This window comes from Flavobacterium sp. (assembly GCF_027484205.1).
Classification (GTDB): domain Bacteria; phylum Bacteroidota; class Bacteroidia; order Flavobacteriales; family Flavobacteriaceae; genus Flavobacterium.
This window is the reverse complement of record NZ_JAIXUB010000015.1, coordinates 450,671-475,375: the sequence shown is the minus strand read 5'-3', so window position 1 is coordinate 475,375 and position 24,705 is coordinate 450,671. Positions and strand designations below refer to the sequence as shown.

Annotated in this window: 28 protein-coding genes; 21 read left to right on the top strand and 7 right to left on the bottom strand. The window is 29.9% G+C overall.

The window, feature by feature from the left end:
- Positions 1 to 2 precede the first annotated feature (2 nt).
- From Q0049_RS08240 to Q0049_RS08210, 7 genes are all read left to right on the top strand, one after another.
- Positions 3 to 752, top strand: a complete 750-nt coding sequence (locus Q0049_RS08240; RefSeq protein WP_298118544.1) for a LytTR family DNA-binding domain-containing protein — start codon at positions 3 to 5, stop codon at positions 750 to 752.
- Positions 753 to 929: 177 nt separating this feature from the next.
- Positions 930 to 1,670: a hypothetical protein gene (locus Q0049_RS08235; RefSeq protein WP_298118542.1), complete on the top strand. Its 741-nt coding sequence runs from the start codon at positions 930 to 932 to the stop codon at positions 1,668 to 1,670.
- A 363-nt stretch (positions 1,671 to 2,033) separates the two neighbouring features.
- Positions 2,034 to 2,552 (top strand): hypothetical protein, encoded by a 519-nt coding sequence (locus Q0049_RS08230; RefSeq protein WP_298118539.1) that lies wholly within the window; start codon positions 2,034 to 2,036, stop codon positions 2,550 to 2,552.
- A gap of 40 nt (positions 2,553 to 2,592) precedes the next feature.
- On the top strand, positions 2,593 to 3,720 hold the full coding sequence (locus Q0049_RS08225; RefSeq protein ID WP_298118533.1) for a hypothetical protein: 1,128 nt from the start codon (positions 2,593 to 2,595) through the stop codon (positions 3,718 to 3,720).
- 87 nt (positions 3,721 to 3,807) lie between these two features.
- Positions 3,808 to 4,113, top strand: a complete 306-nt coding sequence (locus tag Q0049_RS08220) for a hypothetical protein (protein ID WP_298118531.1) — start codon at positions 3,808 to 3,810, stop codon at positions 4,111 to 4,113.
- Between the two features lie 97 nt (positions 4,114 to 4,210).
- The gene (locus tag Q0049_RS08215) at positions 4,211 to 4,759 is read left to right on the top strand and encodes a hypothetical protein (RefSeq protein ID WP_298118528.1); all 549 of its coding nucleotides are present in this window, start codon (positions 4,211 to 4,213) and stop codon (positions 4,757 to 4,759) included.
- Between the two features lie 34 nt (positions 4,760 to 4,793).
- Positions 4,794 to 5,585, top strand: coding sequence for a hypothetical protein (locus Q0049_RS08210; RefSeq protein WP_298118526.1), 792 nt, complete (start codon positions 4,794 to 4,796; stop codon positions 5,583 to 5,585).
- Between the two features lie 79 nt (positions 5,586 to 5,664).
- Here the strand turns inward: Q0049_RS08210 and pckA are convergent, their stop codons facing one another.
- Positions 5,665 to 7,290, bottom strand: a complete 1,626-nt coding sequence (gene pckA, locus Q0049_RS08205; protein ID WP_298118523.1) for a phosphoenolpyruvate carboxykinase (ATP) — start codon at positions 7,288 to 7,290, stop codon at positions 5,665 to 5,667.
- A gap of 80 nt (positions 7,291 to 7,370) precedes the next feature.
- Complete coding sequence (locus tag Q0049_RS08200) at positions 7,371 to 7,757, bottom strand: DUF423 domain-containing protein (RefSeq protein ID WP_298118521.1); 387 nt, start codon at positions 7,755 to 7,757, stop codon at positions 7,371 to 7,373.
- A 124-nt stretch (positions 7,758 to 7,881) separates the two neighbouring features.
- Here Q0049_RS08200 and Q0049_RS08195 point away from each other — a divergent pair, with 124 nt between their 5' ends.
- From Q0049_RS08195 to Q0049_RS08175, 5 genes are all read left to right on the top strand, one after another.
- Positions 7,882 to 8,646: a DUF3108 domain-containing protein gene (locus tag Q0049_RS08195; protein WP_298118519.1), complete on the top strand. Its 765-nt coding sequence runs from the start codon at positions 7,882 to 7,884 to the stop codon at positions 8,644 to 8,646.
- Between the two features lie 25 nt (positions 8,647 to 8,671).
- A complete protein-coding gene (locus Q0049_RS08190; RefSeq protein ID WP_298118517.1) occupies positions 8,672 to 8,986 on the top strand; it encodes a hypothetical protein in 315 nt (104 codons plus the stop codon).
- Positions 8,987 to 9,201: 215 nt separating this feature from the next.
- Positions 9,202 to 10,578, top strand: a complete 1,377-nt coding sequence (locus tag Q0049_RS08185; RefSeq protein WP_298118514.1) for a saccharopine dehydrogenase C-terminal domain-containing protein — start codon at positions 9,202 to 9,204, stop codon at positions 10,576 to 10,578.
- A 53-nt stretch (positions 10,579 to 10,631) separates the two neighbouring features.
- Positions 10,632 to 11,102, top strand: coding sequence for an Lrp/AsnC ligand binding domain-containing protein (locus Q0049_RS08180; RefSeq protein WP_298118511.1), 471 nt, complete (start codon positions 10,632 to 10,634; stop codon positions 11,100 to 11,102).
- 37 nt (positions 11,103 to 11,139) lie between these two features.
- Positions 11,140 to 11,418 carry a hypothetical protein gene (locus Q0049_RS08175; RefSeq protein ID WP_298118508.1) on the top strand — a complete coding sequence of 93 codons (279 nt, stop codon included), beginning with the start codon at positions 11,140 to 11,142 and terminating at the stop codon, positions 11,416 to 11,418.
- Between the two features lie 107 nt (positions 11,419 to 11,525).
- Here Q0049_RS08175 and Q0049_RS08170 read toward each other — a convergent pair whose 3' ends face one another.
- The 4 genes from Q0049_RS08170 to Q0049_RS08155 form a co-directional block, all read right to left on the bottom strand.
- Entirely contained in the window at positions 11,526 to 12,227 is a 702-nt protein-coding gene (locus tag Q0049_RS08170) for a zinc metallopeptidase (RefSeq protein ID WP_298118505.1), read from the bottom strand.
- Between the two features lie 79 nt (positions 12,228 to 12,306).
- Positions 12,307 to 12,492: a hypothetical protein gene (locus tag Q0049_RS08165; protein WP_298118502.1), complete on the bottom strand. Its 186-nt coding sequence runs from the start codon at positions 12,490 to 12,492 to the stop codon at positions 12,307 to 12,309.
- 49 nt (positions 12,493 to 12,541) lie between these two features.
- Positions 12,542 to 13,213, bottom strand: coding sequence for a hypothetical protein (locus Q0049_RS08160; RefSeq protein WP_298118498.1), 672 nt, complete (start codon positions 13,211 to 13,213; stop codon positions 12,542 to 12,544).
- A 180-nt stretch (positions 13,214 to 13,393) separates the two neighbouring features.
- Positions 13,394 to 16,411: a leucine--tRNA ligase gene (locus Q0049_RS08155; RefSeq protein ID WP_298118495.1), complete on the bottom strand. Its 3,018-nt coding sequence runs from the start codon at positions 16,409 to 16,411 to the stop codon at positions 13,394 to 13,396.
- A gap of 218 nt (positions 16,412 to 16,629) precedes the next feature.
- Here Q0049_RS08155 and Q0049_RS08150 point away from each other — a divergent pair, with 218 nt between their 5' ends.
- From Q0049_RS08150 to Q0049_RS08130, 5 genes are all read left to right on the top strand, one after another.
- Positions 16,630 to 17,505 (top strand): permease-like cell division protein FtsX, encoded by an 876-nt coding sequence (locus tag Q0049_RS08150; RefSeq protein ID WP_298118492.1) that lies wholly within the window; start codon positions 16,630 to 16,632, stop codon positions 17,503 to 17,505.
- 112 nt (positions 17,506 to 17,617) lie between these two features.
- Entirely contained in the window at positions 17,618 to 17,875 is a 258-nt protein-coding gene (locus tag Q0049_RS08145; protein WP_298118798.1) for a DUF3098 domain-containing protein, read from the top strand.
- Positions 17,876 to 17,940: 65 nt separating this feature from the next.
- A complete protein-coding gene (locus Q0049_RS08140; protein ID WP_298118489.1) occupies positions 17,941 to 18,738 on the top strand; it encodes an undecaprenyl-diphosphate phosphatase in 798 nt (265 codons plus the stop codon).
- Positions 18,738 to 19,424 carry a tRNA pseudouridine(55) synthase TruB gene (gene truB, locus Q0049_RS08135; RefSeq protein ID WP_298118487.1) on the top strand — a complete coding sequence of 229 codons (687 nt, stop codon included), beginning with the start codon at positions 18,738 to 18,740 and terminating at the stop codon, positions 19,422 to 19,424. Before Q0049_RS08140 ends, truB begins: the two co-directional genes overlap by 1 nt.
- On the top strand, positions 19,424 to 20,035 hold the full coding sequence (locus tag Q0049_RS08130) for a hypothetical protein (RefSeq protein ID WP_298118484.1): 612 nt from the start codon (positions 19,424 to 19,426) through the stop codon (positions 20,033 to 20,035). The genes truB and Q0049_RS08130 overlap by 1 nt, the downstream gene beginning before the upstream one ends.
- On the opposite strand, the gene Q0049_RS08125 is transcribed toward Q0049_RS08130, so the two are convergent.
- On the bottom strand, positions 20,036 to 20,629 hold the full coding sequence (locus Q0049_RS08125) for a thioredoxin family protein (RefSeq protein ID WP_298118481.1): 594 nt from the start codon (positions 20,627 to 20,629) through the stop codon (positions 20,036 to 20,038). It abuts the gene before it with no gap.
- Between the two features lie 91 nt (positions 20,630 to 20,720).
- Here Q0049_RS08125 and Q0049_RS08120 point away from each other — a divergent pair, with 91 nt between their 5' ends.
- The 4 genes from Q0049_RS08120 (at position 20,721) to Q0049_RS08105 (ending at position 24,657) form a co-directional block, all read left to right on the top strand.
- Positions 20,721 to 21,500 (top strand): patatin-like phospholipase family protein, encoded by a 780-nt coding sequence (locus Q0049_RS08120; RefSeq protein ID WP_298118478.1) that lies wholly within the window; start codon positions 20,721 to 20,723, stop codon positions 21,498 to 21,500.
- An 85-nt stretch (positions 21,501 to 21,585) separates the two neighbouring features.
- Positions 21,586 to 22,293, top strand: coding sequence for a UMP kinase (gene pyrH / locus Q0049_RS08115; RefSeq protein WP_298118474.1), 708 nt, complete (start codon positions 21,586 to 21,588; stop codon positions 22,291 to 22,293).
- 72 nt (positions 22,294 to 22,365) lie between these two features.
- Positions 22,366 to 22,926, top strand: coding sequence for a ribosome recycling factor (frr, locus tag Q0049_RS08110; protein ID WP_298118471.1), 561 nt, complete (start codon positions 22,366 to 22,368; stop codon positions 22,924 to 22,926).
- A 213-nt stretch (positions 22,927 to 23,139) separates the two neighbouring features.
- Positions 23,140 to 24,657, top strand: coding sequence for a T9SS type A sorting domain-containing protein (locus Q0049_RS08105; RefSeq protein ID WP_298118469.1), 1,518 nt, complete (start codon positions 23,140 to 23,142; stop codon positions 24,655 to 24,657).
- Positions 24,658 to 24,705 lie beyond the last annotated feature (48 nt).

The following is a 24,705-nucleotide window of genomic DNA, read 5'->3' as shown; positions in this document are numbered from 1 at the left end:
TTATGTTGAGAGCCATTGTTATTGATGATATTGAAACTATTAGAAAAAAAAATAGTGCTTTAATTAAATCTAGTTGTCCAAATATTTATATTATTGGTCAAGCTGACTCTGTTGAATCAGGAATTAAAATCATAAAACAACTATCACCTGACGTTGTGTTTCTTGATGTTGAGATGCCAGATGGTACAGGATTTGATTTGCTTCAAAAACTTAAACCGTTTAATTTTAAAGTTATTTTCATTACAGGCTTTGAAGATTTTGCTATAAAAGCATTTCGTTTTTCTGCGATTGATTATTTACTTAAACCTTTAGATTCAAATGAATTAATTGAAGCTGTTAAAAAAGCTGAAGATTCGATGAGTAAAGAAGTATTTGACATGAAGCTCAATAATTTATTTGCCAATCTTGAACGTCCAAAAAATCTTCAAAAACTAATCTTAAAAACAGCAGAAAAAATATATTCTGTTAATATTCAAGACATTGTAAATTGCGAATCAGAAAAAAATTATACTACTTTTAATTTTATAAATGCTCCTAAGCTAGTTGTATCAACAAATCTTAAAGAATATGAGTCGTTACTGACACCATTTAATTTCTTTAGAACCCATCAATCACATCTAATCAACATGGCTTATTTTGATCATTTTATCAAAACTGATGGAGGAAATACAATAGTGATGAAAAACAAAGCAACAATTCCGCTTTCGGTTCGTAAAAAAGAAGAGTTTTTAACTTTGTTAGACAATCAATAATTTATAAATACTAAAACGAATTTCCTTCATAACGTAACGAATAACCGACATTACTATACGAATGTTCATTTATTCTAAACTGATGTTTTTTTTATATACATTCGCATCATATATCTTTCTAAAAGAAAGAATTTTTTTAAAAAAACAAAAAATTAATTAATTAAAAATCATTAAATTATGAAAAAACAATCCGTTTTTTTAATTTCACTTTTTTCCTTAATGCTTATTTTTACTTCTTGCGGAGAAGATAATGTAACTGTAGAAATAGGAAAAGAATTTAAAATAGATGCAAATCCTATTACCATTTTAAAATTAGAAGAGACAAAAGTCTTACGTGCTGACAAAGATGAAGCGATACAAATGGCTCCAAAAGGCAAAAAATACGTTTACTTTGAAGTTAAAAACCCTAATAAAGAAATGATTTTCCTAAAAGCATTTATAGGTGAAAACGAACTAAAAGCAGAAGAAAACCTTTATGATTACACGCATGATGTTGACACTGGATTTGAAGATAATTACTATTTAGTAGATGAAAATGCAACTATTGATAAAATTATAATTTCAACTCCTTCTGATACAGAATATACTGTTTTAAAACCTGTTGCTACAAAAAGTAAATCTTCTGTTACGGAAGAAGTACAAAAAGTGGTTGATTCATACACTACAACAAAAGCAATTGGTTTGTTACAAGGTTTTGCTCCTTTTGTTAAAGATGGTAAAAATGTTTTTGATATTGCTAAACAAGAAGGACAAATCATTGCAAGTAATATTATGAGTAATAAAGCAGAAGTTAGTTACTTTACCGAAGATGGAAAAAAATATGTTTTTAAAATTACTGATGTTTTAGGTGGTACTTCAAAAGTAACATCGTATTGGGAAAATGGAAAAGTAACTTCTATCGAAGTTGTAGAATACTAATGCTACAAAAATTATAAAAGGAATAAATTATTAAATCCCAAGTTTTAAAAAACTTGGGATTTTTTATTTGTGTTTAAAGCGCCTAAATGTCTTGCCAAGAACGAATTTCATTAAAAAACAATCGAATTTCCATTAATCCTTAACGAATGTTCATTGATTGAAATACATTTTTCTATTTTATATATTTTTGATTTTTAATTAATTCACTCTTTATTTTGATACAAAATAAAAAAGTGTATGTTTGTAAATCGATTAAAATTTAAAAGTAAAGATTAAACGTTTCACAAAATTTAATTTCGTTTCACAAATCTTAATTTTAATCTTTTTTTAGTAACCAATTTTTTAATTTAAATAAACAAATTTATGAGAGTAGTAGCTTTAATTTTTATGGTATTAGCCTTTTTAGTAGGCGGAGGTTGTGCAGGTTTACTTAAGGTAAACATCGATTCACGCACAGAAGGTCTTGATTACAGTCTTTTAGAAAAGATACAAAAAGAAATTGACGATTTAAAGAAAGAAGGCGTAGATATTACTAAAATTGAAGATCCTCAAATTAAAGAAAATTTAGAGATTTTAGAAAAAGCTCCTGCAAAATGGAAAGTTTCTAGTGCTGGAATTGTAGGTATGGTTTTATCATTACTTGCATTTGTTATGGTAATTTTTGCTTTTATGAAAAAAGAGCTTGTAACAAAATTAAGTCTATTAGTTGCTGGTTTAGCAATTCTTCTTTGGATTATTACTCCAGACATTGAAGCTGGAACATTCTCTGGTGCAAATCCTAAATCAATTGCAACAATAGCATTAGTTGGTTTACTTATAGCATCAGGTTGCGCTTTTATGAGTTACAAATTATATTTGAAAAAATCGCAAGCAATATCTTAATTAATCTTAAGAATCAAAATTCAATATTCAATATTTACCTATGAAAATTAATCGTTTACTATTAGTAGTTTCGTTACTTTCCTTTGCTTTTTCTCAAGCACAATTATCTGCTTTTATTAATGGCAAGGAAGTAAAGTCTGGCGCTACAATTTCAAAAAAAGATTTAGCATCACTTCAGATAAGCTATAAAAACCCTAAAAAAATTACTATTATTTCGGGCGCAAGTGTTTTATATGTTGACCTTCTCGATGCTAAAAAGAAGTCAATACAACAATGGTTTTTGCAAAAAGAAGGTTATATCGCAATTGAAGATTTCTTAAAAACTTCCGCTCAAAAAAAGTTTAAAGTATTTGGAGAAGGAGATTTTCCACAAAGAGGAAACACTTTAGATTGGATTTTAAATGGAGCTAATGGTAGTGAAGATCAAAAAACAATACAATTAAAAGTAGGATTTTATGTAGTTCAAGAAACAGGATATAGAGAATATGGTCCGCAAGTACAATTATTAGAACCTATCTACTTTAATGTACCCATATGGGAATCAAAAAATCTATATTTACCATATCTTGATTTAAGTATTGATAAAACTAATATAAAGGAAGATATTAATACGAGCCAGACAGGAAGCACAGACAAGAGTGATACAGAGGTAGGCTATCAAATAAATAAAAATCAAGAAACTTATAAAATTTATGCCTTCGAAAAATCTTCACACTCAGGTTTGACGGTTGATGAATTAGCTAAAGATTTCATTCATAGAGTTACCTATCATTCAAATAACGATAAAGTAAAAAAAATCCATGAATATGATTTCAAAAAATATAATTTACCTTGGTATCATATCTGTGTACTTTTTCGAGATGAACAAATACAAAATGTAGATTATGTTATAACCAAAGACGTAAAATCTAAAGATTTGATGAGTTTATATGAAAAAGTAGAATTTGGAAATATGAAAGGATACACATTTCAATCTAGTCTATACAACATAGGAAGACAAGATGGAAAAATCCATAAAGATGTTGGGCAATTCAGAATTTATATCCTTAACCATCCTACAAACCCAGATTTAATATTAATGATTTGCAATGAAATTGGAAGAGGTACTGAAACCGCACAAGCTATTGATACTAATATGCAAACATTTATAAAAAGCATAAAACAATAATTTTAAAATCCCAAACCTGCTTTTGAGTTTGGGATTTTTTAAAAACTTATTAATCAATAAAATAATTATAATTAAAACTAAATAAATATGAAATTAGGAAGATTATTCGGGTTTCTTGCCTTAGTTGCGGGAGGAATATTTACATATATTGGATATGGAATGATGGAAACAACTGGATCTGTTGTGAAATTTTTTCTAGCTGCTCCAGTTTTTACTTTAATTGGACTTGCCATGCTATTTTTCCCTGGAGGAGATATTACAACAACAGAAAGTAAAAACAAAACAAAAGATCCGAAAGTTTGGATTAATGAGGCACCGAAAAGTCACAAAGCAGCATGGCTAATCGCTGGTGTAATTGGATTTATTATTTCTATTAATATATTTAATATATAAAATAGAATTATAAACCCACTTTTGAGTTTGGGATTTTTTAAAAGTATAAAATTAAATAAAGGGAAAATAAGTTAACTCAATCCTTAAAAATAAAATTATGGAAAATTTAGAAATAACATTAGTAAAAAGAAATAACAAACTCATTTTATACATCTTAGCAGGTCTATTTTGCACCTTTGGGGTTATTAGTTTTGGTGCAAATTTAATAAGAGACGGTTTTTCTTGGTGGACAGGTATAATAGGGTCAATTTTTGTTTTTGGTGCCATCTTTATTGGTTCAAAATTATTTACTTATTTCACAAGCAATCAAGTAAAACTTATAGTTGAATCTGATGGAAAAACAATAGTTTTTTTCAATAAAAATGAATCAGGAAAGATATTCAACAAATCCGAAAGTATTGATTTAAGTAAAATGGGGAAATTTTACGTTGTAAGAGAGAGAACTAAATACATGATGAACAACTACTCTTATGCTTTTGAAGAAAAAGGATCAAAAACGAGCTTATTTAAAGAAGAGATAGATGCTTTCCCATCTTTATTTGAAGCTTCTGAAATTGATAGAAATAAGGTTTTAGAGTTTGTAAAAAAAGTGTATCCAGAAATAAATTTAGGATATGAAAATATGTGGCAAAAAATGGGGAAATAAATAGTTTAAAATGATATCATTTTAATTTGAATCCATGAAAAAAACTCCAATTAAGCTTATAATCCTTTTTATACTAACTGCTTTTCTTGCACAAAGTCAAGAAGTAAAAATTGAATACGATAGAACTGACATGGATACAAGTGATGTTATCCAACAAACTGTAAAGCTGAGAGTTGTAAATTTCCCAAGTGATAAAAATAGATGCGAACTCATTAATGCTTTTGCAACTGACGTGAACAATCAAAAAATTACACCTGAATATTTTTTAACTCAAGCCAACAGAGAGTTTTGGATAACTTTTGAACAAAATAAAAAATCTAAAAAATTAAGTTCAATAAATGGCAAAGTACGCTTTTTCACTATTTCAAAAGAGGCAGAAACAATAATAGAAGTTGATCGTGTTTTAGAGAAAATTAATAAAACCATATATTCAAAAAACGACATTAAAATTATTGTTCTCGACCTTGAATCATTAGTATCTAAAAAAGAAAAAAATCTTTTAGAATATAAAACTGAAGTTGCAAGTATTATCAAAGATAATAAATTAAATCAAAAATGGTTTGAAGATACATTGAAAAAGTCTTTTGAAAATTATTATAAGCTTTACAACATGATGATTTATTGTGAAGATACAAAAAATAGAATTGATGACATCGATTCTCTATTTACAGAATACAGTAAATACCCTGAAGGAGTTAAAAATAATTTTGTTAAAACTTTTCTTTTCTCAAGAAGCGACTCAACTAACATGGCTCGAATTAGCATTAAAGATCCAAAAACATTTAATGAAATAGATTTCAAAGAATTAATTTTAGATGAAGATTAATTTAAAATTTTAAAAAATAAAAAATCCAACATTGCTGTTGGATTTTTTCGTTTGTTTAGGTTATAGTTTGTTTGTTGTTTTATAATTGTGGACCAGCATTAACTAGATTCTGTCCTTCTGCGTTATCCGTATATTGGATGAAGTTTTTAATAAATCTTTCCGCTAAATCGGTTGCTTTAGTTTCCCATTCAGAAACATCAGCGTAAGTATCTCTTGGATCTAAAATTGAAGAATTCACATCATGTAACGATGTTGGAACCACAAAATTAAATACTGGAATTGTTTTTGTATCCGCTTTTTCAATTGAACCATCAAGAATAGCATCAATTATAGCTCGTGTATCTTTTATAGAAATACGTTTTCCTGTTCCGTTCCAACCTGTATTTACCATATAAGCTGTTGCGTTATGTTGCTCCATTTTTTTCACTAATTCCTCGCCATATTTTGTAGGATGTAATGATAAAAATGCTTTTCCAAAACAAGCTGAGAAAGTTGGTTGTGGTTCAGTAACTCCTCTTTCAGTTCCTGCTAATTTAGCTGTAAAACCTGATAAAAAGTAATATTTTGTTTGTTCTGGTGTTAGTTTAGAAACCGGTGGCATTACTCCAAAAGCATCTGCCGTTAAGAAAATAACCTTTGTAGCATGACCCGCTTTAGACACTGGTTTTACTATATTATGAATATGATTAATTGGATAAGAAACACGTGTGTTTTGAGTTACAGAACCATCTTTAAAATCAATTTTTCCGTTTGCATCAACAGTTACGTTTTCTAACAAAGCATCTTTTTTGATAGCTCCAAAAATATCTGGCTCGTTTTCAGCACTTAAATCAATGGTTTTTGCATAACATCCACCTTCAAAATTAAATACACCATCGTTATCCCAACCGTGTTCGTCATCACCAATTAATTCACGTTTTGGATCTGTAGATAAAGTTGTTTTTCCTGTTCCAGACAATCCAAAGAAAACAGCTACATCACCATCTTTTCCTTTATTTGCAGAACAGTGCATTGAAGCAATTCCTTGTAACGGCAAATAGTAGTTCATCATAGAGAATAACCCTTTTTTCATTTCACCACCATACCAAGTTCCGCCAATTAATTGAATTTTCTCCGTTAGATTGAAAGCTACATAAACTTCAGAATTTAATCCATGTGAAGCATAATCTTTGAAACTAGTTTTTGAACCATTCATTACAATAAAATCGGGTTCGCCAAAATTTTCTAATTCAGCATCTGTTGGACGAATGAACATATTTTTTACAAAATGTGCTTGCCAAGCAACTTCCATTATGAAACGTACTTTTAAACGAGTATTTTCATTAGCGCCACAAAAAGCATCAACCACAAATAATCTTTTCCCAGAAAGCTGATTTACCGTTGTTTCTTTTAAAGCATTCCAAGTTGTTTGAGAAATTGGTTTGTTATCATTTACTGCTTTTTCAGAATTCCACCAAATTGTATTTTCAGTTATAGCGTCTTTAACTATGTATTTATCTTTAGGTGAACGACCAGTAAACTCTCCAGTCATTACATTCACAGCACCAAGTTCTGTAAGTTGGCCTTTTTCAAAACCTTGTAAACTTGGACTTAATTCTTCATTATATAAAAATTCAAAAGATGGATTGTATATAATTTCTTGGACATTTTTGATTCCATATTGTTCTAGCGAAATCGATTTCGTAGATTGGGCAGTATTCTCCATAAAATTGTATTGTGTTGCAATTATTAAATTGACTGCAAAGGTAAAAATTAATTATTACAACGTTGTAGTTTATTAAAAATTTATGATTTTTTCTTTAAAAAATGTATCATTAAAATAGCCCATGATACTATTAACAGTAATCCTCCTATAGGTGTAATAAAACCAATTATCTTAAAATTAAAGTCATTCAAACTATCTGTAGCCAATAAATAAATAGAACCTGAAAAGAAAATTATTCCTAAAATAGTCAATATTAAAATGGTTTTTTTGATTTTATAATTCAAATGATTATTCAATCCTAAAAAGAGTAAAAATAAAGCATGATACATTTGATACTTTACTCCTGTTTCAAATGTTACTAATTGATCAACCGTTAAAACTTTTTTCAAAGCATGTGCTCCAAAAGCTCCAAGAATTATAGCTGTCATTCCAAAAAAACTTGCTGCTCCAAATATTTTTTTATCCATAATTATGATTGTATATAATTTTAAACAAAAATATCAGTTATATATTGAACCGTAAAGGATTTTTATGTTTTCCTTTAGATTTTAACAATTTTAAAATTTTATATTTGCATCATAAACTTAAGACATGAAAAAAATAACATTTATCATTGCGACTCTTTTAATTTTCTGCTCTTTTACAACAGAAACCAAGGTAGTTGTTGTTCCATCTGGGGAAAAATTAGTTTATTCTGGTTCTTATAACATGAGTGGATTAATGACACAATTAGCTCAAGTAACTATGTCAACAGAAACTGTTAGCACCGCAAAAAACACGTATTTACATTTGAATTGTGAGTTAGCTACATTTAGTAAGTGGGACAAGTTTTTCAAAATTCGTGATATTTATGAATCCTATGTAAATCCATCTACTTTAAAACCAAGTTTGTACAAACGAAGTATTGATGAAGGTGGTTATACCAAAAAAGAAAAATATACTTTTAAAGGAACACAAGTTACAAGTGTTGTAAAAAAAAGAAATCAAGCAGAAACCTCAAAAACATTTACAATTGGTGGATCAACTCAAGATGTAGTTTCTCTTTTATATAAAGTTAGAACTTTAGATTTTTCTAAAATGAAATCAGGTGACACAAAATCATTTACTATAGTTTTTGATGAAAAACAAATTCCTGTAACCTTGAAATATATGGGAAATGAAAAAGTAAATGCAGGAAATCTTGGTGAAAAAGTATGTTACAAACTTTCCATTGGAGCAAAAACAAATGTTTTAAAAGGAACAGACAAAAACTTAATTTGGCTCACAGCCGATTCTAAAAAAGTTCCTGCGCTGATGAAATTTAGCATTCCTGTTGGAACTGGTCAATTAGTTTTAGCATCAGCAACTGGTATATAATTACTGAAACAAATTCATCATAAACATGAGGAAGACATTATTAATTTTATCATTTATATTTGTTGTATTGAGTGTAATTTTCTCAATATTACCTTTAGATACTTTAGCTCTTTTACCTATTGGAATTGCATTAGTTTTAATATTTCTTACTTTTAAAAAGTCAGATACAAATCAAAGAAAGCTTACCAAATGGTTATTTGCCATCGCATATATATGTGCCATTTTTGTTTTGGGAAAAACATATTTAATAAAAGACGAAGTTGAAAAAGATCAACAATTTGAACAGAAAAAAATAAATGAGAATAAAGAAGCAATAAAAGATCTTGAAGGTTTGGAATAAAAGGAGAAATTTCAATTCCGATGCTTCGGAACAAAATAACAAATCCCAAATAAAATTCAATTTTCAAAAATTCAATTTTCAAAACCTGAGCATTTGAAATTTTCAAATTTGATTTTTGGAATTTATTTGGGATTTGTTTTTTGCTATTTGATTTTTGCTATTTGTTTTTTGCTATTTGGAATTTGTTTAGCTTTGCATCCAATTACAAACAAACCATGAGAAACATACTAATCATTGGCGCAGGTCGTTCGGCTTCTTCTTTAATTCAATACCTTTTAAACAAATCTGTTGAACAAAATCTTCATATTACTATTGGTGATTTATCTTTAGAATTGGCTCAAAGAAAAACTAACAACCATCCTAATGCAACAGCAATTCAGCTTGACATCAACAATGAAACTCAACGTCATGCAGAAATTCAAAAAGCGGATATTGTAATTTCGATGTTGCCAGCTCACATGCATATTGAAGTTGCTAAAGATTGTATTACTTTCAAAAAACACATGGTTACCGCTTCTTATGTTTCTGATGCTATGCAAGGTTTAGATGCTGCTGCAAAAGAAAACGGATTAATTTTCATGAATGAAATTGGGCTTGACCCAGGAATTGATCACATGAGTGCTATGAAAGTTATTGATGAAATTCGTGAAAAAGGTGGAAAAATGATTTTGTTCGAATCGTTCTGTGGCGGATTAGTTGCTCCAGAAAGCGACAATAATCTTTGGAATTACAAATTCACTTGGGCACCAAGAAACGTAGTTTTAGCAGGTCAAGGTGGCGCTGCAAAATTCATTCAAGAAGGAAAATACAAATACATTCCGTATAATAAATTGTTTCGTAGAACTGAGTTTTTATTAGTTGAAGGTTACGGAAAATTTGAAGGTTATGCCAACAGAGATTCTCTAAAATACAGAAGCGTTTATGGATTAGACGATGTGTTAACTTTATATCGTGGAACCATTAGAAGAGTTGGTTTTTCTAAAGCTTGGAATATGTTTGTCCAACTAGGAATGACCGATGATACTTACGTAATGGAAAATTCTGAAACGATGAGTTTCCGTGAGTTTACCAATTCATTTTTACCTTATCATCCAACGGATTCTGTTGAAATTAAAATGCGTTTGGCTTTAAATATTGAGCAAGATGACATCATGTGGGATAAATTATTAGAATTGGATTTATTCAACCCAAATAAAATTGTAGGTCTAAAAAATGCTTCTCCTGCACAAATTCTTGAACGCATTTTAAATGACAGTTGGACTTTACAACCTAATGATAAAGACATGATTGTAATGTACCATAAATTTGGTTACGAATTGGATGGAAAACAACAACAAATTGACTCTAAAATGGTTTGCATTGGAGACGATCAAACCTACACTGCCATGGCTAAAACTGTTGGTTTACCTGTAGCAATGGCGACATTACAAATCTTAAACGGAAACATAAAAACACCTGGAGTTCAATTACCAATTAGAAAAGAAGTTTACGAACCTATTTTGAAAGAATTAGAAGAATTTGGAGTGATTTTCAAAGAAACGGTTATGCCTTACATTGGATATAATCCTGATAAATTAGTCGTTTCTGTTTAAATTATATTTAGTTTTAAAACAAAATCTCTATTTTTGCTTTAAAATTATAACTAATGAAAATCAATCAGCTTCAAATTGAAATTGACGGAATCGATAAAGAAATTCTTCGTTTCTTAATGGAAGATGCTCGAAAACCTATACTGCAAATCGCAAATAAAATTGGAATTTCAGGAGCAGCAATTCACCAACGATTGAAAAAATTAGAAGATGCTGGTGTGATTTCGGGTTCTAAATTTATTGTAAACAACAAAGTATTGGGTTATAAAACCATGGCTTTTATTGGTGTTTACCTAGAAAAAGCGGCTTCCAATGCTGAAGCTGTAAAAGAATTAAAAAAAATTCCTGAAGTTTTAGAATGTCATTATACCACAGGAAATTGGAGTATTTTAATCAAAATTATCTGTAGAGATAACGAACATTTAATGCAACTTTTGAATAAAAAAATCCAACCCATTGATGGTGTTTCTCGAACAGAAACTTTTATTTCATTAGAACAACAAATAGAAAGACAAATACAATTATAGCACTTCGACAAGCTCAGTGTGACAAAAAAACAAAAATATGAACCTCAACAAATTTTCAAAAGAAACCCTGACTATAGTTTTTTATGTTGTTTATATTGCAATAAGTTATCTGTTTTACTTACTTTTTCCTGGTGATGCTAAAACACCAAACTTTGGAAAATTGATGATGTTTTTGCTTGTACCAATTGCTTTCGCTTATGCTTGCGTTCAAATTTATAAACATTTTAATTCCGATAAAAGCTACTTCAAATGTTTGCTAATTCATACCGTTGCTTGGTTTTCAATAGTTACTTTTTTAACAAATTTGAAGCAATAGTGTGAAGATGGAAGATGCCACTTCGACTGCGCTCTGTGTGACAAAAATAAAAAAAAGGACTTTAAAACAGTTGTCTTAAAATCCTTTATATTTTATTTAATCTAAGCTTATTCTCTTCTACCTAAAACTTGAAAAGCCCAATACAATAGTGATGCTAAAGCTCCAAGTGCCGCAACTACATAAGTTCTTGCTGCCCATTTTAAAGCATCTTCTGCGCCAGCGTATTCTTCTTGACCAAGCATGTTTTTATTTTTCAACCAAGCTAAAGCTCTATTACTCGCGTCATATTCTACAGGTAAAGTTATAAAACTAAATGCTGTTGCAATTGCCATTAAAATCAAACCTGCTACTGCAACATAAAGTCCGATAGAAGTTCCTTTTGAAGCAATTCCAAGAATCAATCCACCCATAATTAACCATTGCGATAAACTTGATGAAATGTTTACAACAGGAACCATTTGCGAACGCATAGTCAACCAAGAATACGCTTGAGCATGTTGCACCGCATGACCACATTCGTGAGCAGCAACCGCAGCCGCAGCAGCATTTCTTTGATTGTAAACTGCTTCACTTAAATTAACTGTTTTATTAACTGGATTGTAATGATCTGTTAATTGTCCTGGAGTTGAAATCACTTTTACATCTCTAATCCCATTATCAGCAAGCATTTTTTCAGCAATTTCTGCACCTGACATTCCGTTTCGTAAACTGATTTTTGAGTATTGTTCGAATTTGCTTTTAAGTTTAGAACTTACCATCCAACTAAATAGTGCGATTACACCAATAATTATCATATATGAAAATCCCATAATTATATTTTTAAAATTAAAGTTATAAAATGAATATCAAATTGTACGCCAAATATTTATAATGACAGATTGTCAATTTCTATCTGCAAATAGTTATAAAAGCGATTAACTCACTTGCTTCATAATAAGTGAAAGAAATATTGACAATTTCATATCCTTGATTCACTTTTTCATCAAGAAAATGTTCTACTTCTTTAGCTAATTCTTCTTTCATTCCACCAAAACCAGCTGATTTCTTTAGAATATGTACTTCGTGTTTTTTCATTGTATTTGTTTCTTACTTATACGTAAAAAATGAAAAATGTTACAAAAAACTACAATATTGTAAATCCAAAAACAAATCGATTATTACCTTGTTCCTTTACTGTATTATCTACATCAGCATAATCAGATTTCCATTTACCGTTTGTGAAGGCAAACTCATAACCAACATTCAGACGTAATTTTGTTGATTTATCATTAAATAAATATAACGATGCCGATGGACCAGCATAAAACATATTATTTTTAATAGAAAGATTGCCAACGTTATTTATAGGAGTTAAATCATTAAGATCAATCGAATTATTTTTTGTAAAAAGTATAAGTTCTCCTATGGTATTTGACAAATTTAATCCAGTTGTCAAAGCAACTTTTGTTTTATTAATTACGTTATAATGCACGCGCAATCTTGTTGTAAAACCAATGTACCTGTTTTCATTACTTCCACGATCATTTTTAGAATTCAAAAATCCAAAATCTAAATCTCCTGAAAACTTTTTATCAAAAAAAGTCATCCCAACAAACAATTCCGGTGTAAAACTTTTAACTGTTGGCAAACCTGCATTTTGGAGTTTTTTATCAATATTAAGCTCATCTTGAACTTGTGCATTGATACCATAAGTAAAGTAAAATTTTGGTTTTTCTTTAGTTGAACTTGTTTCTGTCTCTTGCGCAAAAGACCAACTGACAAAAAATAATGCGATTAAAACGTTTAAATTTCTCATGTTTACTTAGATTAATGTTATTTTATTCAAAGCTACAAATCGAATTTTTGTCTAGTTCATTTTTAACTTTAAATTATAAATCATCTAACGTTTGTTTTATACAAGAATTTAATAAAAAAGCCACAAATTCAATGATTTAAAATTAATCTTTGAATTTGTGGCTAAACTTATACTTTAAAATTATCCTACTAAATTGATGATTTTTCCTGGAACGATAATCACTTTGTTAGGTGTTCTTCCTTGCAATTGTGCTTGCGTTCTTTCGTCAGCCATTACAATTTCCTCTATTTGCGCTGCGGTCAAATCTAAAGGTAATTTAATCGTAAAACGCATTTTACCGTTAAACGAAACTGGATATTCTTTTTCAGATTCTACTAAATATTTAGCTTCAAATATTGGAAAATCTACAGTTGAAATCGAACCCTCATGACCTAATTGCGACCATAATTCTTCTGCAATATGTGGCGCATAAGGCGAAACCAAAATTGCTAATGGTTCTAAAATCGCTCTATGATGACATTTTAATTGAGCCAATTCATTTACACAAATCATAAACTGTGAAACCGAAGTATTGAATGAGAAATTCTCGATATCTTCAGTAACTTTTTTGATGGTTTTGTGTAACGATTTGTACATTTCTGGAGTTGGTTCGTCGTTAGTTACAATCAAACCATTATCATCAAAATACAAACGCCATAATTTTTTCAAGAAACCAGAAACTCCTGTAATTCCAGCAGTATTCCAAGGTTTTGCTTGTTCCAATGGTCCTAAAAACATTTCATACAAACGCAACGTATCCGCACCATAATCATTACAAATATCATCTGGATTGACCACATTGTATTTTGATTTTGACATTTTTTCTACTTCGCGACCAACGATGTATTTTCCATCTTCTAAAATGAATTCAGCATCTGAATAATCAGAATATAATGGATGATTTTTGAAATCTTCAATGTTTAATTCATTTGTAAAATCATTGATTACTGATAAATCAACATGAAGTTGTTGAAAATAAGAAACTAATTTTCCACCATTACTTAATTTTATTATATCATTTGAATTGGGGTATTTATTTAAAACTTTATCAAGCATAAAAAACATAAACCCTGAATTGTCTTTGAAAACTTTATCATACATACCCTTTCCAATAAATATCGAAGGAAAACTGTTTGGCAAACCTCTCAAATCCTCTACATTATTTCCGTCTTTATCTTCTATCTTCCATAAAACTCTATAAACAAACGCACTCATTCCCAATATCATTCCTTGATTGATTAATTTTTTGAATGGTTCTTCGGTTGGTGCGTAACCTCTATCTTTTAGGAATTTGTTCCAAAAACGAGAATATAATAAATGTCCAGTTGCGTGTTCGCTTCCGCCAATGTATAAATCTACGTTTTCCCAATATTTTAGTGCGTCGGCTGCCGCAAATTCTTTTTCATTGTGCGCGTCCATATAACGCATCCAATACCACGAACTTCCAGCCCAACCTGGCATTGTATTCAATTCTAAAGGAAAAATAGTCACATTATCAATCAACTGATTACTGACCACTGAACACTGAACACTATCCCAAGCCCAAGTTGTTGCGTTTCCTAATGGTGGTTGTCCGTCTTCGGTTGGCAAATATTTTTCTACTTCTGGTAAAACAATTGGTAAATGTTTGGAATCAATCATTTGTGGCAATCCATTCACATAATATACCGGAAATGGTTCACCCCAATATCTTTGACGAGAGAAAACAGCATCACGCAAACGGTAATTGGTTTTGCCTTTTCCTTGTCCGATTTTTTCTAATTCTTCGATGATTTTTTTTGTTCCGTCTTTGTAACTTAAACCGTTAAGGAAATCAGAATTTACTAATTCGAAACCACTTTTTTCACCATAAGCCGCTTCTGAAATATCTTGATTAAAAATATTTTTAATTTCTGGCATTCCGTTCTGACCTTTGAAGAAATTGGCGAAAGCATAATCTCGTTCGTCGCCACATGGAACTGCCATCACTGCACCTGTTCCGTATCCTGCCAAAACGTAATCTCCAATCCAAACCGGAATTGGTTCTTTAGTAAATGGATGTTCGGCAAACGCACCAGTGAAAACTCCCGAAATGGTTTTTACATCGGCCATTCTTTCTCTTTCAGATCGTTTTGCAGTGGCTTCCACATAAGCATCAACCGCAGCTTTTTGTTCTGGCGTTGTAATTTGTGAAACCAATTCGTGTTCTGGAGCTAAAGTCATAAACGTAACTCCAAAAATAGTATCAGGACGCGTGGTGAAAACTTCTATTTGAGTTGGAAGTTGGAAGTTGGAAGTTGGAATTAAGTTGAACTTTACTAATGCTCCAACCGATTTTCCAATCCAATTTCTTTGTGATTCTTTTAAACTTTCTGTCCAATCGATAGTGTCTAAACCTTGTAATAGTCTTTCGGCATAAGCGGAAATTCGCATCGACCATTGCGTCATTTTTTTACGAATAACAGGATGACCGCCACGTTCTGAAACACCATTTACGATTTCGTCGTTAGCTAAAACTGTTCCTAAAGCTGGACACCAGTTTACTTCGGTTTCAGCCAAATACGTTAATCTATAGTGTAATAATATTTTTTGTTGTTCTTCTGATGAAAAAGCATTCCATTCAGCAGCAGAAAACGGAGCAATATTATCATCACAAACCGCATTTACTGGAGTATTTCCTTCTTTTTCGAAAATTGAAATTAAGGTTGCAATGTCTTCTGCTTTATCAGTATTTTTATTGTACCATGAATTGAATAATTGAATAAAAATCCACTGTGTATGTTTGTAATAATCAGGATTTGAAGTGCGCACTTCTCTACTCCAATCAAATGAAAATCCAATTTTATCTAATTGTTCACGATAACGAGCAATATTTTCACGAGTGGTTTTTTCTGGATGTTGACCAGTTTGAATCGCATATTGTTCAGCTGGCAAACCAAACGAATCGTAACCTTGTGGATGCAAAACATTAAATCCTTTGTGACGTTTGTAACGCGCTACAATATCGGAAGCAATATAACCTAGTGGATGACCAACGTGTAATCCTGCTCCTGATGGATAAGGAAACATGTCCAAAACATAATATTTTGGTTTATCAGAATTGTTAGTTGCTGCAAATGTTTGATTTTTTGCCCAATATTCTTGCCATTTGGCTTCGATTTGTTCGTGAAAGTATTTCATCCTAAATAGTTGTATAAAAAATTAAAAGCGAAATGTACTAATTTGTCAGATTTTACTTTAAAATAATTTTTACTTAAATCCTTGAAAGTTAATCGAAAGTTAATGTTTACGCTAATCGGTCACAAATTTACATTTATTGTACTAAACTCAAAACTTTAAACGTTATAAACTATGAATAAACAAATTCTTTATTATTTTTACGGCTTAAATTACAATGTATGTCATCTAAATTTGATAAGTTTCAAAAAAGAAGAGTAATCACTTCCTATGTTTCGGTTGTGGTGAGCGTGTTTTTAGTATTATTTTTACTAGGAACTTTAGGACTTTTTATCATTAATTCTAAACGATTATCTCAAAACTTTAAGGAAAATATTCCAATGACGGTTTTCTTTAAGGCTGATGCAAATGATAGTGTTTTCAAAGCATTTGACGCAGAATTGAAAGCTTCAAAATTTGCTAAAGATTATAAATTTGTTTCTAAAGAAGATGCAGCTAAAGAACATGAGAAAGTTTTTGGTGAAAATTTCATGGAATTTTTAGGAGCAAATCCGTTGAATAATTCTTATGATATTCATTTGAAAGCAGATTATGTTACTAATCCTGGTTTTGGAAAAGCTGAGGCACAAATTAGGGCCAATCCAATGGTTGCCGATGTAGTTTATGACAAACAATTAATCACTTTAGTAAACGATAACATCAAAAAAGTAACGATGTGGGTTTTAATTATCAGCGGAATTTTTGCAGTAATTTCATTTTTACTAATCAACAGTTCCTTACGATTATCGATTTATGCCAATAGATTTATCATCAAAACAATGCAAATGGTTGGTGCAACAAAATCATTCATCAGAAAACCTTTCGTTAAGAGAAGTGTTATTTTAGGAGTTATTGGTTCGGTTTTAGCTGTTCTAGCAATACTTGGAGTTTTAATTTATTTGAATGTAAATTTTCCAGCGTTAGAAGTTTTTAAAGATATTGAATTGACTATTGCCGTTTTAGCAGGTGTTTTAGTTTTAGGTGTTTTAATCACTTGGATAAGCACACATTTTGCAACGCAACGTTTTTTAAATTTAAGAACGGATGATTTGTATTAAAAGTTAGAAGATGGAAGTTAGAAGATGGAAGTTGGAAGTTGGAAGTTGGAAGTTGGAAGTTGGAAGTTGGAAGTTGGAGAATAGAAAAATAGATAAAAGAATATATAGACATATGAAAGCAAACGAAAATAAAAATGGTTTCTTGTTTGAAGCTGTAAATTACAAAATATTATTAATTGGATTAGCGGTAATTGCGCTTGGATTTATTTTAATGAGTGGTGGCGGAAGTGAAGATCCAAATGTTTTTAAAGAAGCAGAACTATTTAGTTTTAGAAGAATTAGATTAGCTCCAACAATGGTTTTAATTGGTTTTGGAATCACTATTTATTCTATTTTTAAGAATCCTAAATCAGTAAATAGTGAAAAGTAATTAGTAAAGAGTTTTTTACTAATCACTTTTTACTAATCACATTTACTAATCACTCATCACTAAAAATGGATTATTTACAGGCGATAATTCTTGCTATAATTGAAGGAATTACAGAATTTCTTCCGGTTTCTTCTACAGGTCACATGATTATTGCAAGTTCTTTTTTTGGGATTGCCCAGGACGATTTTACCAAACTTTTTACGATTGTAATCCAACTTGGAACAATACTTTCGGTGGTGGTTTTGTATTTCAAACGCTTTTTTCAAAGTATTGATTTCTACTTTAAATTATTGGTTGCTTTTATCCCAGCAGTGATTTTTGGATTGCTTTTTAGCAAAAAAATCGATGCTTTATTAGAAAATCCTGTAACGGTTGCCATTTCACTTTTAATTGGCGGAATTATTCTTTTAAAAGTTGACGATTGGTTCTCTAAAGAAGATGGCATTACTTCGACAGATGAGATTTCCTATGTAACTGCTTTCAAAATTGGATTATTTCAGTGTTTGGCTATGATTCCTGGCGTTTCAAGAAGTGGCGCAAGTATTGTTGGCGGAATGTCTCAAAAATTATCTCGAACTACTGCAGCTGAATTTTCATTTTTTCTGGCAGTTCCAACGATGCTTGGAGCAACCATTAAAAAATGTTATGATTACTATAAAGAAGGATTTGTATTAACTGATGACCAAATCAATTTCTTAATTATAGGAAATGTTGTTGGATTTATAGTAGCACTTATTGCTATCAAAAGTTTTATTGGCTATTTAAGTAAAAACGGATTTAAACTCTTTGGATATTATCGAATTGTAGTTGGAATTGCCTTGCTACTGATTCATTTTTTCATTCAAAAATTAGACGTACTATAATGACTACTGAAGATTTTCTTGAAGGCCAAATCCTTTTAATAGACAAACCTCTAACTTGGAGTTCTTTTCAAGCGGTGAATAAATTAAAATATACTTTAATTAGAAAATACAATCTTCCAAAGAAATTTAAAATTGGTCATGCCGGAACTTTAGATCCATTAGCAACAGGCTTATTGATTGTTTGTACTGGAAAATTTACCAAAAAAATTACTGAAATTCAGGCACAAGCCAAAGAATATACCGGAACGATAACCGTTGGAGCAACAACGCCAAGTTACGACTTAGAAACCGAAATTGATGCTACCTTTCCAATCGAGCATATTTCGGAAGACTTGATTCTCGAAACTACAAAACAATTTTTAGGAGAAATAGACCAAAAACCACCTGTTTTTTCTGCTATTAAAAAAGATGGAAAACGATTGTACGAACATGCGCGCGAAGGTTCAGAAGTTGAAATTGCTACAAGAAAAACTACCATTTACGAATTTGAAATTACTAGAATAGCTTTGCCCGAAATTGATTTTAGAGTAAAATGTAGTAAAGGAACTTACATTCGTTCGTTAGCTTATGATTTTGGTATTGCATTGAATTCTGGAGCACATTTGACTGCTTTGCGTAGAACAAAAATTGGAGATTATTCTGTTGAAAATGGCATTTCTCCCGAAGTATTTGAAACCAATTCTTAATGAATACAAAGTATCTATTTTTAATATTCTTCATTTCTTTTTTAAGTTTTTCACAAACAAAAAACGATTCTATTACTAAATATAAGAGTCATTTAGAAGCATATAATGAGAAAGAAAAAAGAAAACCTTTAGAAGAAAGCGGAACTTTTTTTGATTTTGACATTACCATTCCATTTAGAGGAAACAAAACCTATGGCGAAATTGATGAAAATGGAAATCGAAGCGATTATTGGTTTCTTGCTGATGGTTTAGGAGCAAAATTTGGATACGGAATTCACTATGACCAATGGATTAAACTGAGTATAAATTCAGGATTTGATACTGTTTTGCAACAAAAACTTGTAAGCGTTCCTATTTATGCTTCTGTAAGTTTATGTCCAAGAATCGCGAATGATACTGATTTATTATTCCAGTTTGGATATGGAAAATCATTTGCAATTGGTCGTGGAAATCTTTCAGGAACATATAAAAAATTCCGAATAGGTATTAGCGACGAAGATATAAGTTTCTTTGCTGATGTTAGTTTGAATGGATTTTCAGTTTATGAATTTAACGATACGGGAAGTATCAGTTTAGGTATTTCAAAAACTATCTTTAAAGAAAAGAACTAATTATTTCATCAACGCCACAATTTCTTTTTGAGTTGAAATTCCCTTATCTTGCAAATACCATTTTTGCAATTCAATTTTAGCCGTTTCATCAACAATTCCGTGAGCAGCTTTGTAATCTGAAATAAGTTGTTTTGCTCCTATTGGTCTTGGTCCAAAATCATTGATAACTTCATTCGTTTCTTTATCGATAATAATTAGCTTCGGAATGGATTTTGTGCCATTGGTTAAAAATAAATTCATCAAATCTTCATTATCGTCACGAAGTACAATTTTTAAATCAATTTTATCGCTCAAATCAGCCATTTTATTTATAATTGGAAGAATTTGAGCCGCATCGCCACACCAACTTTCCGTTAGAACTAACCAAATATACTCTTTCGAAATATTTTCTATAACTGATTTTACTTCATCAATAACATGTATTGTTTTATCTAATCGATGCAAACGAGCTTCATTCAATTGAGTGTAGTGAATTAAATCCTCTCTTTGTTCATGACCTGTAGTTTTGTTTTGTTTTGCTAAATCAGAAACAAATGCTCTGTATTCATCGTAGGAAAAGCTATTTTCTATACTTTTATTTATTATTGAATTCATTGAAGTGATTTTATTTTGCAAAATTAGTTTTATTTTTACTAAAGTATTGTAACAATAATTACACTGAAGCGTTATCTAAACAAAAATAGTAATGGATTTACAATCAAAATCAATCGGATTAGCTCTGTCAGGCGGAGGTTCAAAAGGATTAGCTCATGCTGGAGCATTAAAATTTCTTGCAGAAAAAAATATCAAACCTACTCAAATTGCAGGTTCAAGCGCAGGTGCAATTGTAGGTGCTTTGTATTCTTGGGGTAAAACTCCCGAGGAAATTTTATCTTTTTTTAAATCAATTTATTTTTTTCATTGGAAACATTTTACCATCAAAAAAGCTGGAATTATAGATTCTGAATCTTTTAAAAAATATTTTGAAGATATTTTTCAAGATGCAAAAATGAGTGATTTACCCATTCCAATGCATATTACCGCTACCGATATGGTAAAAGGTAAACTCAAAATTTTTAATAATAATTCAAAAGTTGTAGATGCAGTTTTAGCTTCATCTGCTGTTCCAGGTGTGGTTTCTCCTTATGAAGTCAACGGAAATCTATATAGCGATGGCGGAATTCTAAATCATTTTCCAACCGATATTTTGCAAGGAAGGTGTGATAGTATTATTGGTGTTTATGTTAGTCCAATACAAAAAATTGAAGCTAAAGATTTGAATTCAATCAAAGCAGTTACAACAAGAGCGTTTGATTTACTTTCTGCTAATTCTAATTTTCAAAAGTTTAATCATTGTGATTGGGTAATTGAACCTGAAGAATTAGTTAGTTTTAGCACTTTTGAAACCAACAAAAATAAAATGGATAAAATATTCGAAATTGGTTATCAAGCAACAAAAAATTCATTTGAACAATTGAATGGATAATTTTTAAATTACTATTTCATAAAATCATATAATAACTATATTTGCACAAGAAATACACAACCTTGTTCAAAATAAATAACTACTAATGAAATACAAAAGAATACTTCTAAAATTGAGTGGTGAAGCTTTAATGGGTGAAAGACAATATGGAATTGACCCAAAAATTCTAGCAGAATATGCTGATGAAATTAAACAAATTCATGATAAAGGTGTAGAAATTGCCATTGTAATTGGAGGTGGAAATATTTTTAGAGGTGTTGCTGGTGCAAGTAACGGAATGGATCGAGTTCAAGGCGACTATATGGGAATGTTAGCAACCGTTATTAACGGAATGGCGCTTCAAGGAGCTTTAGAAGACAAAGGAATGTTAACCCGTTTGCAAACTGCATTAAAAATTGAAGCCATAGCAGAACCTTATATTAAGAGAAGAGCAGTTCGTCATCTTGAAAAAGGAAGAATAGTTATTTTTGGTGCTGGAACAGGAAATCCATATTTTACAACAGATACGGCTGCCGTTTTACGTGGAGTTGAAGTTCACGCCGATGTAATTTTGAAAGGAACACGAGTTGATGGAGTTTATACTGCTGATCCTGAAAAAGATAAATCCGCAGTAAAATTTGATTACATTTCTTTTGAAGATGTATTGAAAAAAGGATTGAATGTAATGGATACAACAGCTTTCACTTTAAGTCAAGAAAACAAACTACCAATTGTAGTTTTTGACATGAACAAAAGAGGTAATTTATTAAAAATCTGCGAAGGCGAAAACGTAGGAACAATTGTAAATATATAAAGTTTAAGGTTTATAGTTTGTAGTTCATAGTTAACAACAAACTATAAACTAAAACCACAAACATAAATAAAAATGGAAGAAATAGAATTTATTTTAGATAGTACAAAAGAAGCAATGAGTGGTTCTGTAGCTCATTTAGAAAAATCTTTTTTAAACATTCGTGCTGGAAAAGCATCTCCACAAATGCTGGGAAGTGTTTTTGTTGACTATTATGGTTCACAAACACCACTTTCTCAAGTTTCAAACATTAGTGTGCCTGATGCCAGAACCATTACCATTCAACCTTATGAAAAAAGCATGTTACAACCTATTGAAAAAGCCATCATGATTGCTAACTTAGGTTTTAACCCAATGAATAATGGTGACGTAATTATAATTAGTGTTCCACCATTAACTGAGGAACGTCGTCGTGATTTAGTAAAACAAGCAAAACAAGAGGCAGAAGATGCTAAAATTGGAATTAGAAATCATAGAAAAGATTCGAATACCGACATTAAAAAACTAGAAAAAGACGGAACATCAGAAGATTTATGTAAAAAAGCTGAAGAAGACGTTCAAAAATTGACAGATACTTTCATTAAAAAAATTGAAGAACATTTAGCTTTAAAAGAAGCTGAAATTATGAAAGTATAAAATTTCTATTATTTATACTGGTACAAATATTTATAAGTAAAATTTCTATTTTTTCAAATTATTATAATTATTTCAAATTTGAAAAAAATAGAAATGGTAAAATAGATTTCGTTATAATCTCTTAAAAGTGTATTTTCTTCAATAAATAGGTTCTTTCTCAACAATTTAATAAATATCTTTTACTATTTTATTTTTGAAATCTTAAAAAAAATTATGAAAAAACTTTACTTCTCATTTCTAACAACAATTACTTTTTTATTTACAACTGCACAGATAGTAAATATTCCAGATTTAGAATTCAAAACTTTACTTACAAATGCAGTTCCATCTGATCAAATATCATCAAGTTCTATTCCTGTTTATAACTCAATTAATGGCAATTGGTCAGTTTCAAATTATAATAAAATTGATTTAAATAATGATGGTGAAATTCAATTAACAGAGGCTCAAGCAGTAAAATATTTGGTACTAGAAGATAATTCGTATATATCAAATTTAACAGGACTTGAAACCTTTACAAATTTAGAGTATCTAGAATTTAATAACAATTACTACATTGAAAATATAAATTTTTCAAGTTTAATTAACTTAAAAGCTATTAGATGCCAAGGGAATCATGAATTAACAGAGATAAATCTCGGTGGATTAACAAATCTAATACAATTAGTATGCATAAACAATGAGCTTGTGAATTTAAATATTTCAAGTCTAATTAATTTGGAGTCTGTATATTGTTCAAATAATAATTTGACTGCATTGGATGCTACTCAAAACGGTAACCTAAAATCATTAGATTGTCAAATAAACAATATTAATAATTTAAATGTTTCTGGCTTAATAAATCTAGAAAAATTAAAATGCTCTAATAATCTATTAACTAACTTAAATATTTCAAGTTTAAATAATTTAAAAATTTTAAATTGTGAATTCAATCAATTAACAAATTTAAATGTAAGTTCAAATATTAATTTAGAAGAATTATTTTGTGATAATAATAATTTAACAAACTTGACTTGTAATGGATTATCTGAATTACATGTTATAGAAAGTTTTAATAATCAATTGACAAGTTTGAATTTAACAGGTTTGATCAATTTACAAAATTTGTTAACTTTTAATAACCAATTAACAAGTTTAGATTTAACCCAAAATATTAATTTAAATTATCTGATCTGCAATGATAATTTCTTAAACAATATTAATGTTATTGGTTTAAATAATTTGGCTACTATGGTGTGCAGGAATAACTTATTGACTTATTTGGATGTTTCCCAAAATCCGATTTTAGATATTTTAGATTGTAGTTTCAATTCTTTAATAGGATTACAAATCAAAAATAACAATGCTACTTGGTTTAATTTATTGTTTTCATACAATCCAAATCTTGAATATGTATGCTCTGATTCAGAGGATGTAAGTTTAGTGCAACAAAAAATTATTGATTATGGTTATGTAAATTGTACTGTTGACTCAAACTGTAATTTAATTAATAATGAATTTGAAAATAGTGTAAGTTTATTTCCAAATCCTACAAAAAATGTTTTGAATTTCAAATTAAAACAAAACATTGAAGTTTCATCAATAATAATTTACAATAATTTAGGTCAAGTTGTTTTAGTTAAAAATAATCCTAAAGAAGATATTGATGTTTCTACGATAAAAACTGGCAATTATTTTTTAAAAGTTTTCACAGAAAAAGGAACATACACTTCAAAATTTATTAAAGATTAAATTTTCAGTTAATTATAAATTAAAATCCGCTTGATTTGTCGAGCGGAT

Bases quoted from the DNA above. Each gene is read 5' to 3' on its own strand.
- Q0049_RS08240 (WP_298118544.1), top strand. From the start codon at position 3: ATGTTGAGAGCCATTGTTATTGATGATATTGAAACTATTAGAAAAAAA.
- Q0049_RS08235 (WP_298118542.1), top strand. From the start codon at position 930: ATGAAAAAACAATCCGTTTTTTTAATTTCACTTTTTTCCTTAATGCTT.
- Q0049_RS08230 (WP_298118539.1), top strand. From the start codon at position 2,034: ATGAGAGTAGTAGCTTTAATTTTTATGGTATTAGCCTTTTTAGTAGGC.
- Q0049_RS08225 (WP_298118533.1), top strand. From the start codon at position 2,593: ATGAAAATTAATCGTTTACTATTAGTAGTTTCGTTACTTTCCTTTGCT.
- Q0049_RS08220 (WP_298118531.1), top strand. From the start codon at position 3,808: ATGAAATTAGGAAGATTATTCGGGTTTCTTGCCTTAGTTGCGGGAGGA.
- Q0049_RS08215 (WP_298118528.1), top strand. From the start codon at position 4,211: ATGGAAAATTTAGAAATAACATTAGTAAAAAGAAATAACAAACTCATT.
- Q0049_RS08210 (WP_298118526.1), top strand. From the start codon at position 4,794: ATGAAAAAAACTCCAATTAAGCTTATAATCCTTTTTATACTAACTGCT.
- pckA (WP_298118523.1), bottom strand. From the start codon at position 7,290: ATGGAGAATACTGCCCAATCTACGAAATCGATTTCGCTAGAACAATAT.
- Q0049_RS08200 (WP_298118521.1), bottom strand. From the start codon at position 7,757: ATGGATAAAAAAATATTTGGAGCAGCAAGTTTTTTTGGAATGACAGCT.
- Q0049_RS08195 (WP_298118519.1), top strand. From the start codon at position 7,882: ATGAAAAAAATAACATTTATCATTGCGACTCTTTTAATTTTCTGCTCT.
- Q0049_RS08190 (WP_298118517.1), top strand. From the start codon at position 8,672: ATGAGGAAGACATTATTAATTTTATCATTTATATTTGTTGTATTGAGT.
- Q0049_RS08185 (WP_298118514.1), top strand. From the start codon at position 9,202: ATGAGAAACATACTAATCATTGGCGCAGGTCGTTCGGCTTCTTCTTTA.
- Q0049_RS08180 (WP_298118511.1), top strand. From the start codon at position 10,632: ATGAAAATCAATCAGCTTCAAATTGAAATTGACGGAATCGATAAAGAA.
- Q0049_RS08175 (WP_298118508.1), top strand. From the start codon at position 11,140: ATGAACCTCAACAAATTTTCAAAAGAAACCCTGACTATAGTTTTTTAT.
- Q0049_RS08170 (WP_298118505.1), bottom strand. From the start codon at position 12,227: ATGGGATTTTCATATATGATAATTATTGGTGTAATCGCACTATTTAGT.
- Q0049_RS08165 (WP_298118502.1), bottom strand. From the start codon at position 12,492: ATGAAAAAACACGAAGTACATATTCTAAAGAAATCAGCTGGTTTTGGT.
- Q0049_RS08160 (WP_298118498.1), bottom strand. From the start codon at position 13,213: ATGAGAAATTTAAACGTTTTAATCGCATTATTTTTTGTCAGTTGGTCT.
- Q0049_RS08155 (WP_298118495.1), bottom strand. From the start codon at position 16,411: ATGAAATACTTTCACGAACAAATCGAAGCCAAATGGCAAGAATATTGG.
- Q0049_RS08150 (WP_298118492.1), top strand. From the start codon at position 16,630: ATGTCATCTAAATTTGATAAGTTTCAAAAAAGAAGAGTAATCACTTCC.
- Q0049_RS08145 (WP_298118798.1), top strand. From the start codon at position 17,618: ATGAAAGCAAACGAAAATAAAAATGGTTTCTTGTTTGAAGCTGTAAAT.
- Q0049_RS08140 (WP_298118489.1), top strand. From the start codon at position 17,941: ATGGATTATTTACAGGCGATAATTCTTGCTATAATTGAAGGAATTACA.
- truB (WP_298118487.1), top strand. From the start codon at position 18,738: ATGACTACTGAAGATTTTCTTGAAGGCCAAATCCTTTTAATAGACAAA.
- Q0049_RS08130 (WP_298118484.1), top strand. From the start codon at position 19,424: ATGAATACAAAGTATCTATTTTTAATATTCTTCATTTCTTTTTTAAGT.
- Q0049_RS08125 (WP_298118481.1), bottom strand. From the start codon at position 20,629: ATGAATTCAATAATAAATAAAAGTATAGAAAATAGCTTTTCCTACGAT.
- Q0049_RS08120 (WP_298118478.1), top strand. From the start codon at position 20,721: ATGGATTTACAATCAAAATCAATCGGATTAGCTCTGTCAGGCGGAGGT.
- pyrH (WP_298118474.1), top strand. From the start codon at position 21,586: ATGAAATACAAAAGAATACTTCTAAAATTGAGTGGTGAAGCTTTAATG.
- frr (WP_298118471.1), top strand. From the start codon at position 22,366: ATGGAAGAAATAGAATTTATTTTAGATAGTACAAAAGAAGCAATGAGT.
- Q0049_RS08105 (WP_298118469.1), top strand. From the start codon at position 23,140: ATGAAAAAACTTTACTTCTCATTTCTAACAACAATTACTTTTTTATTT.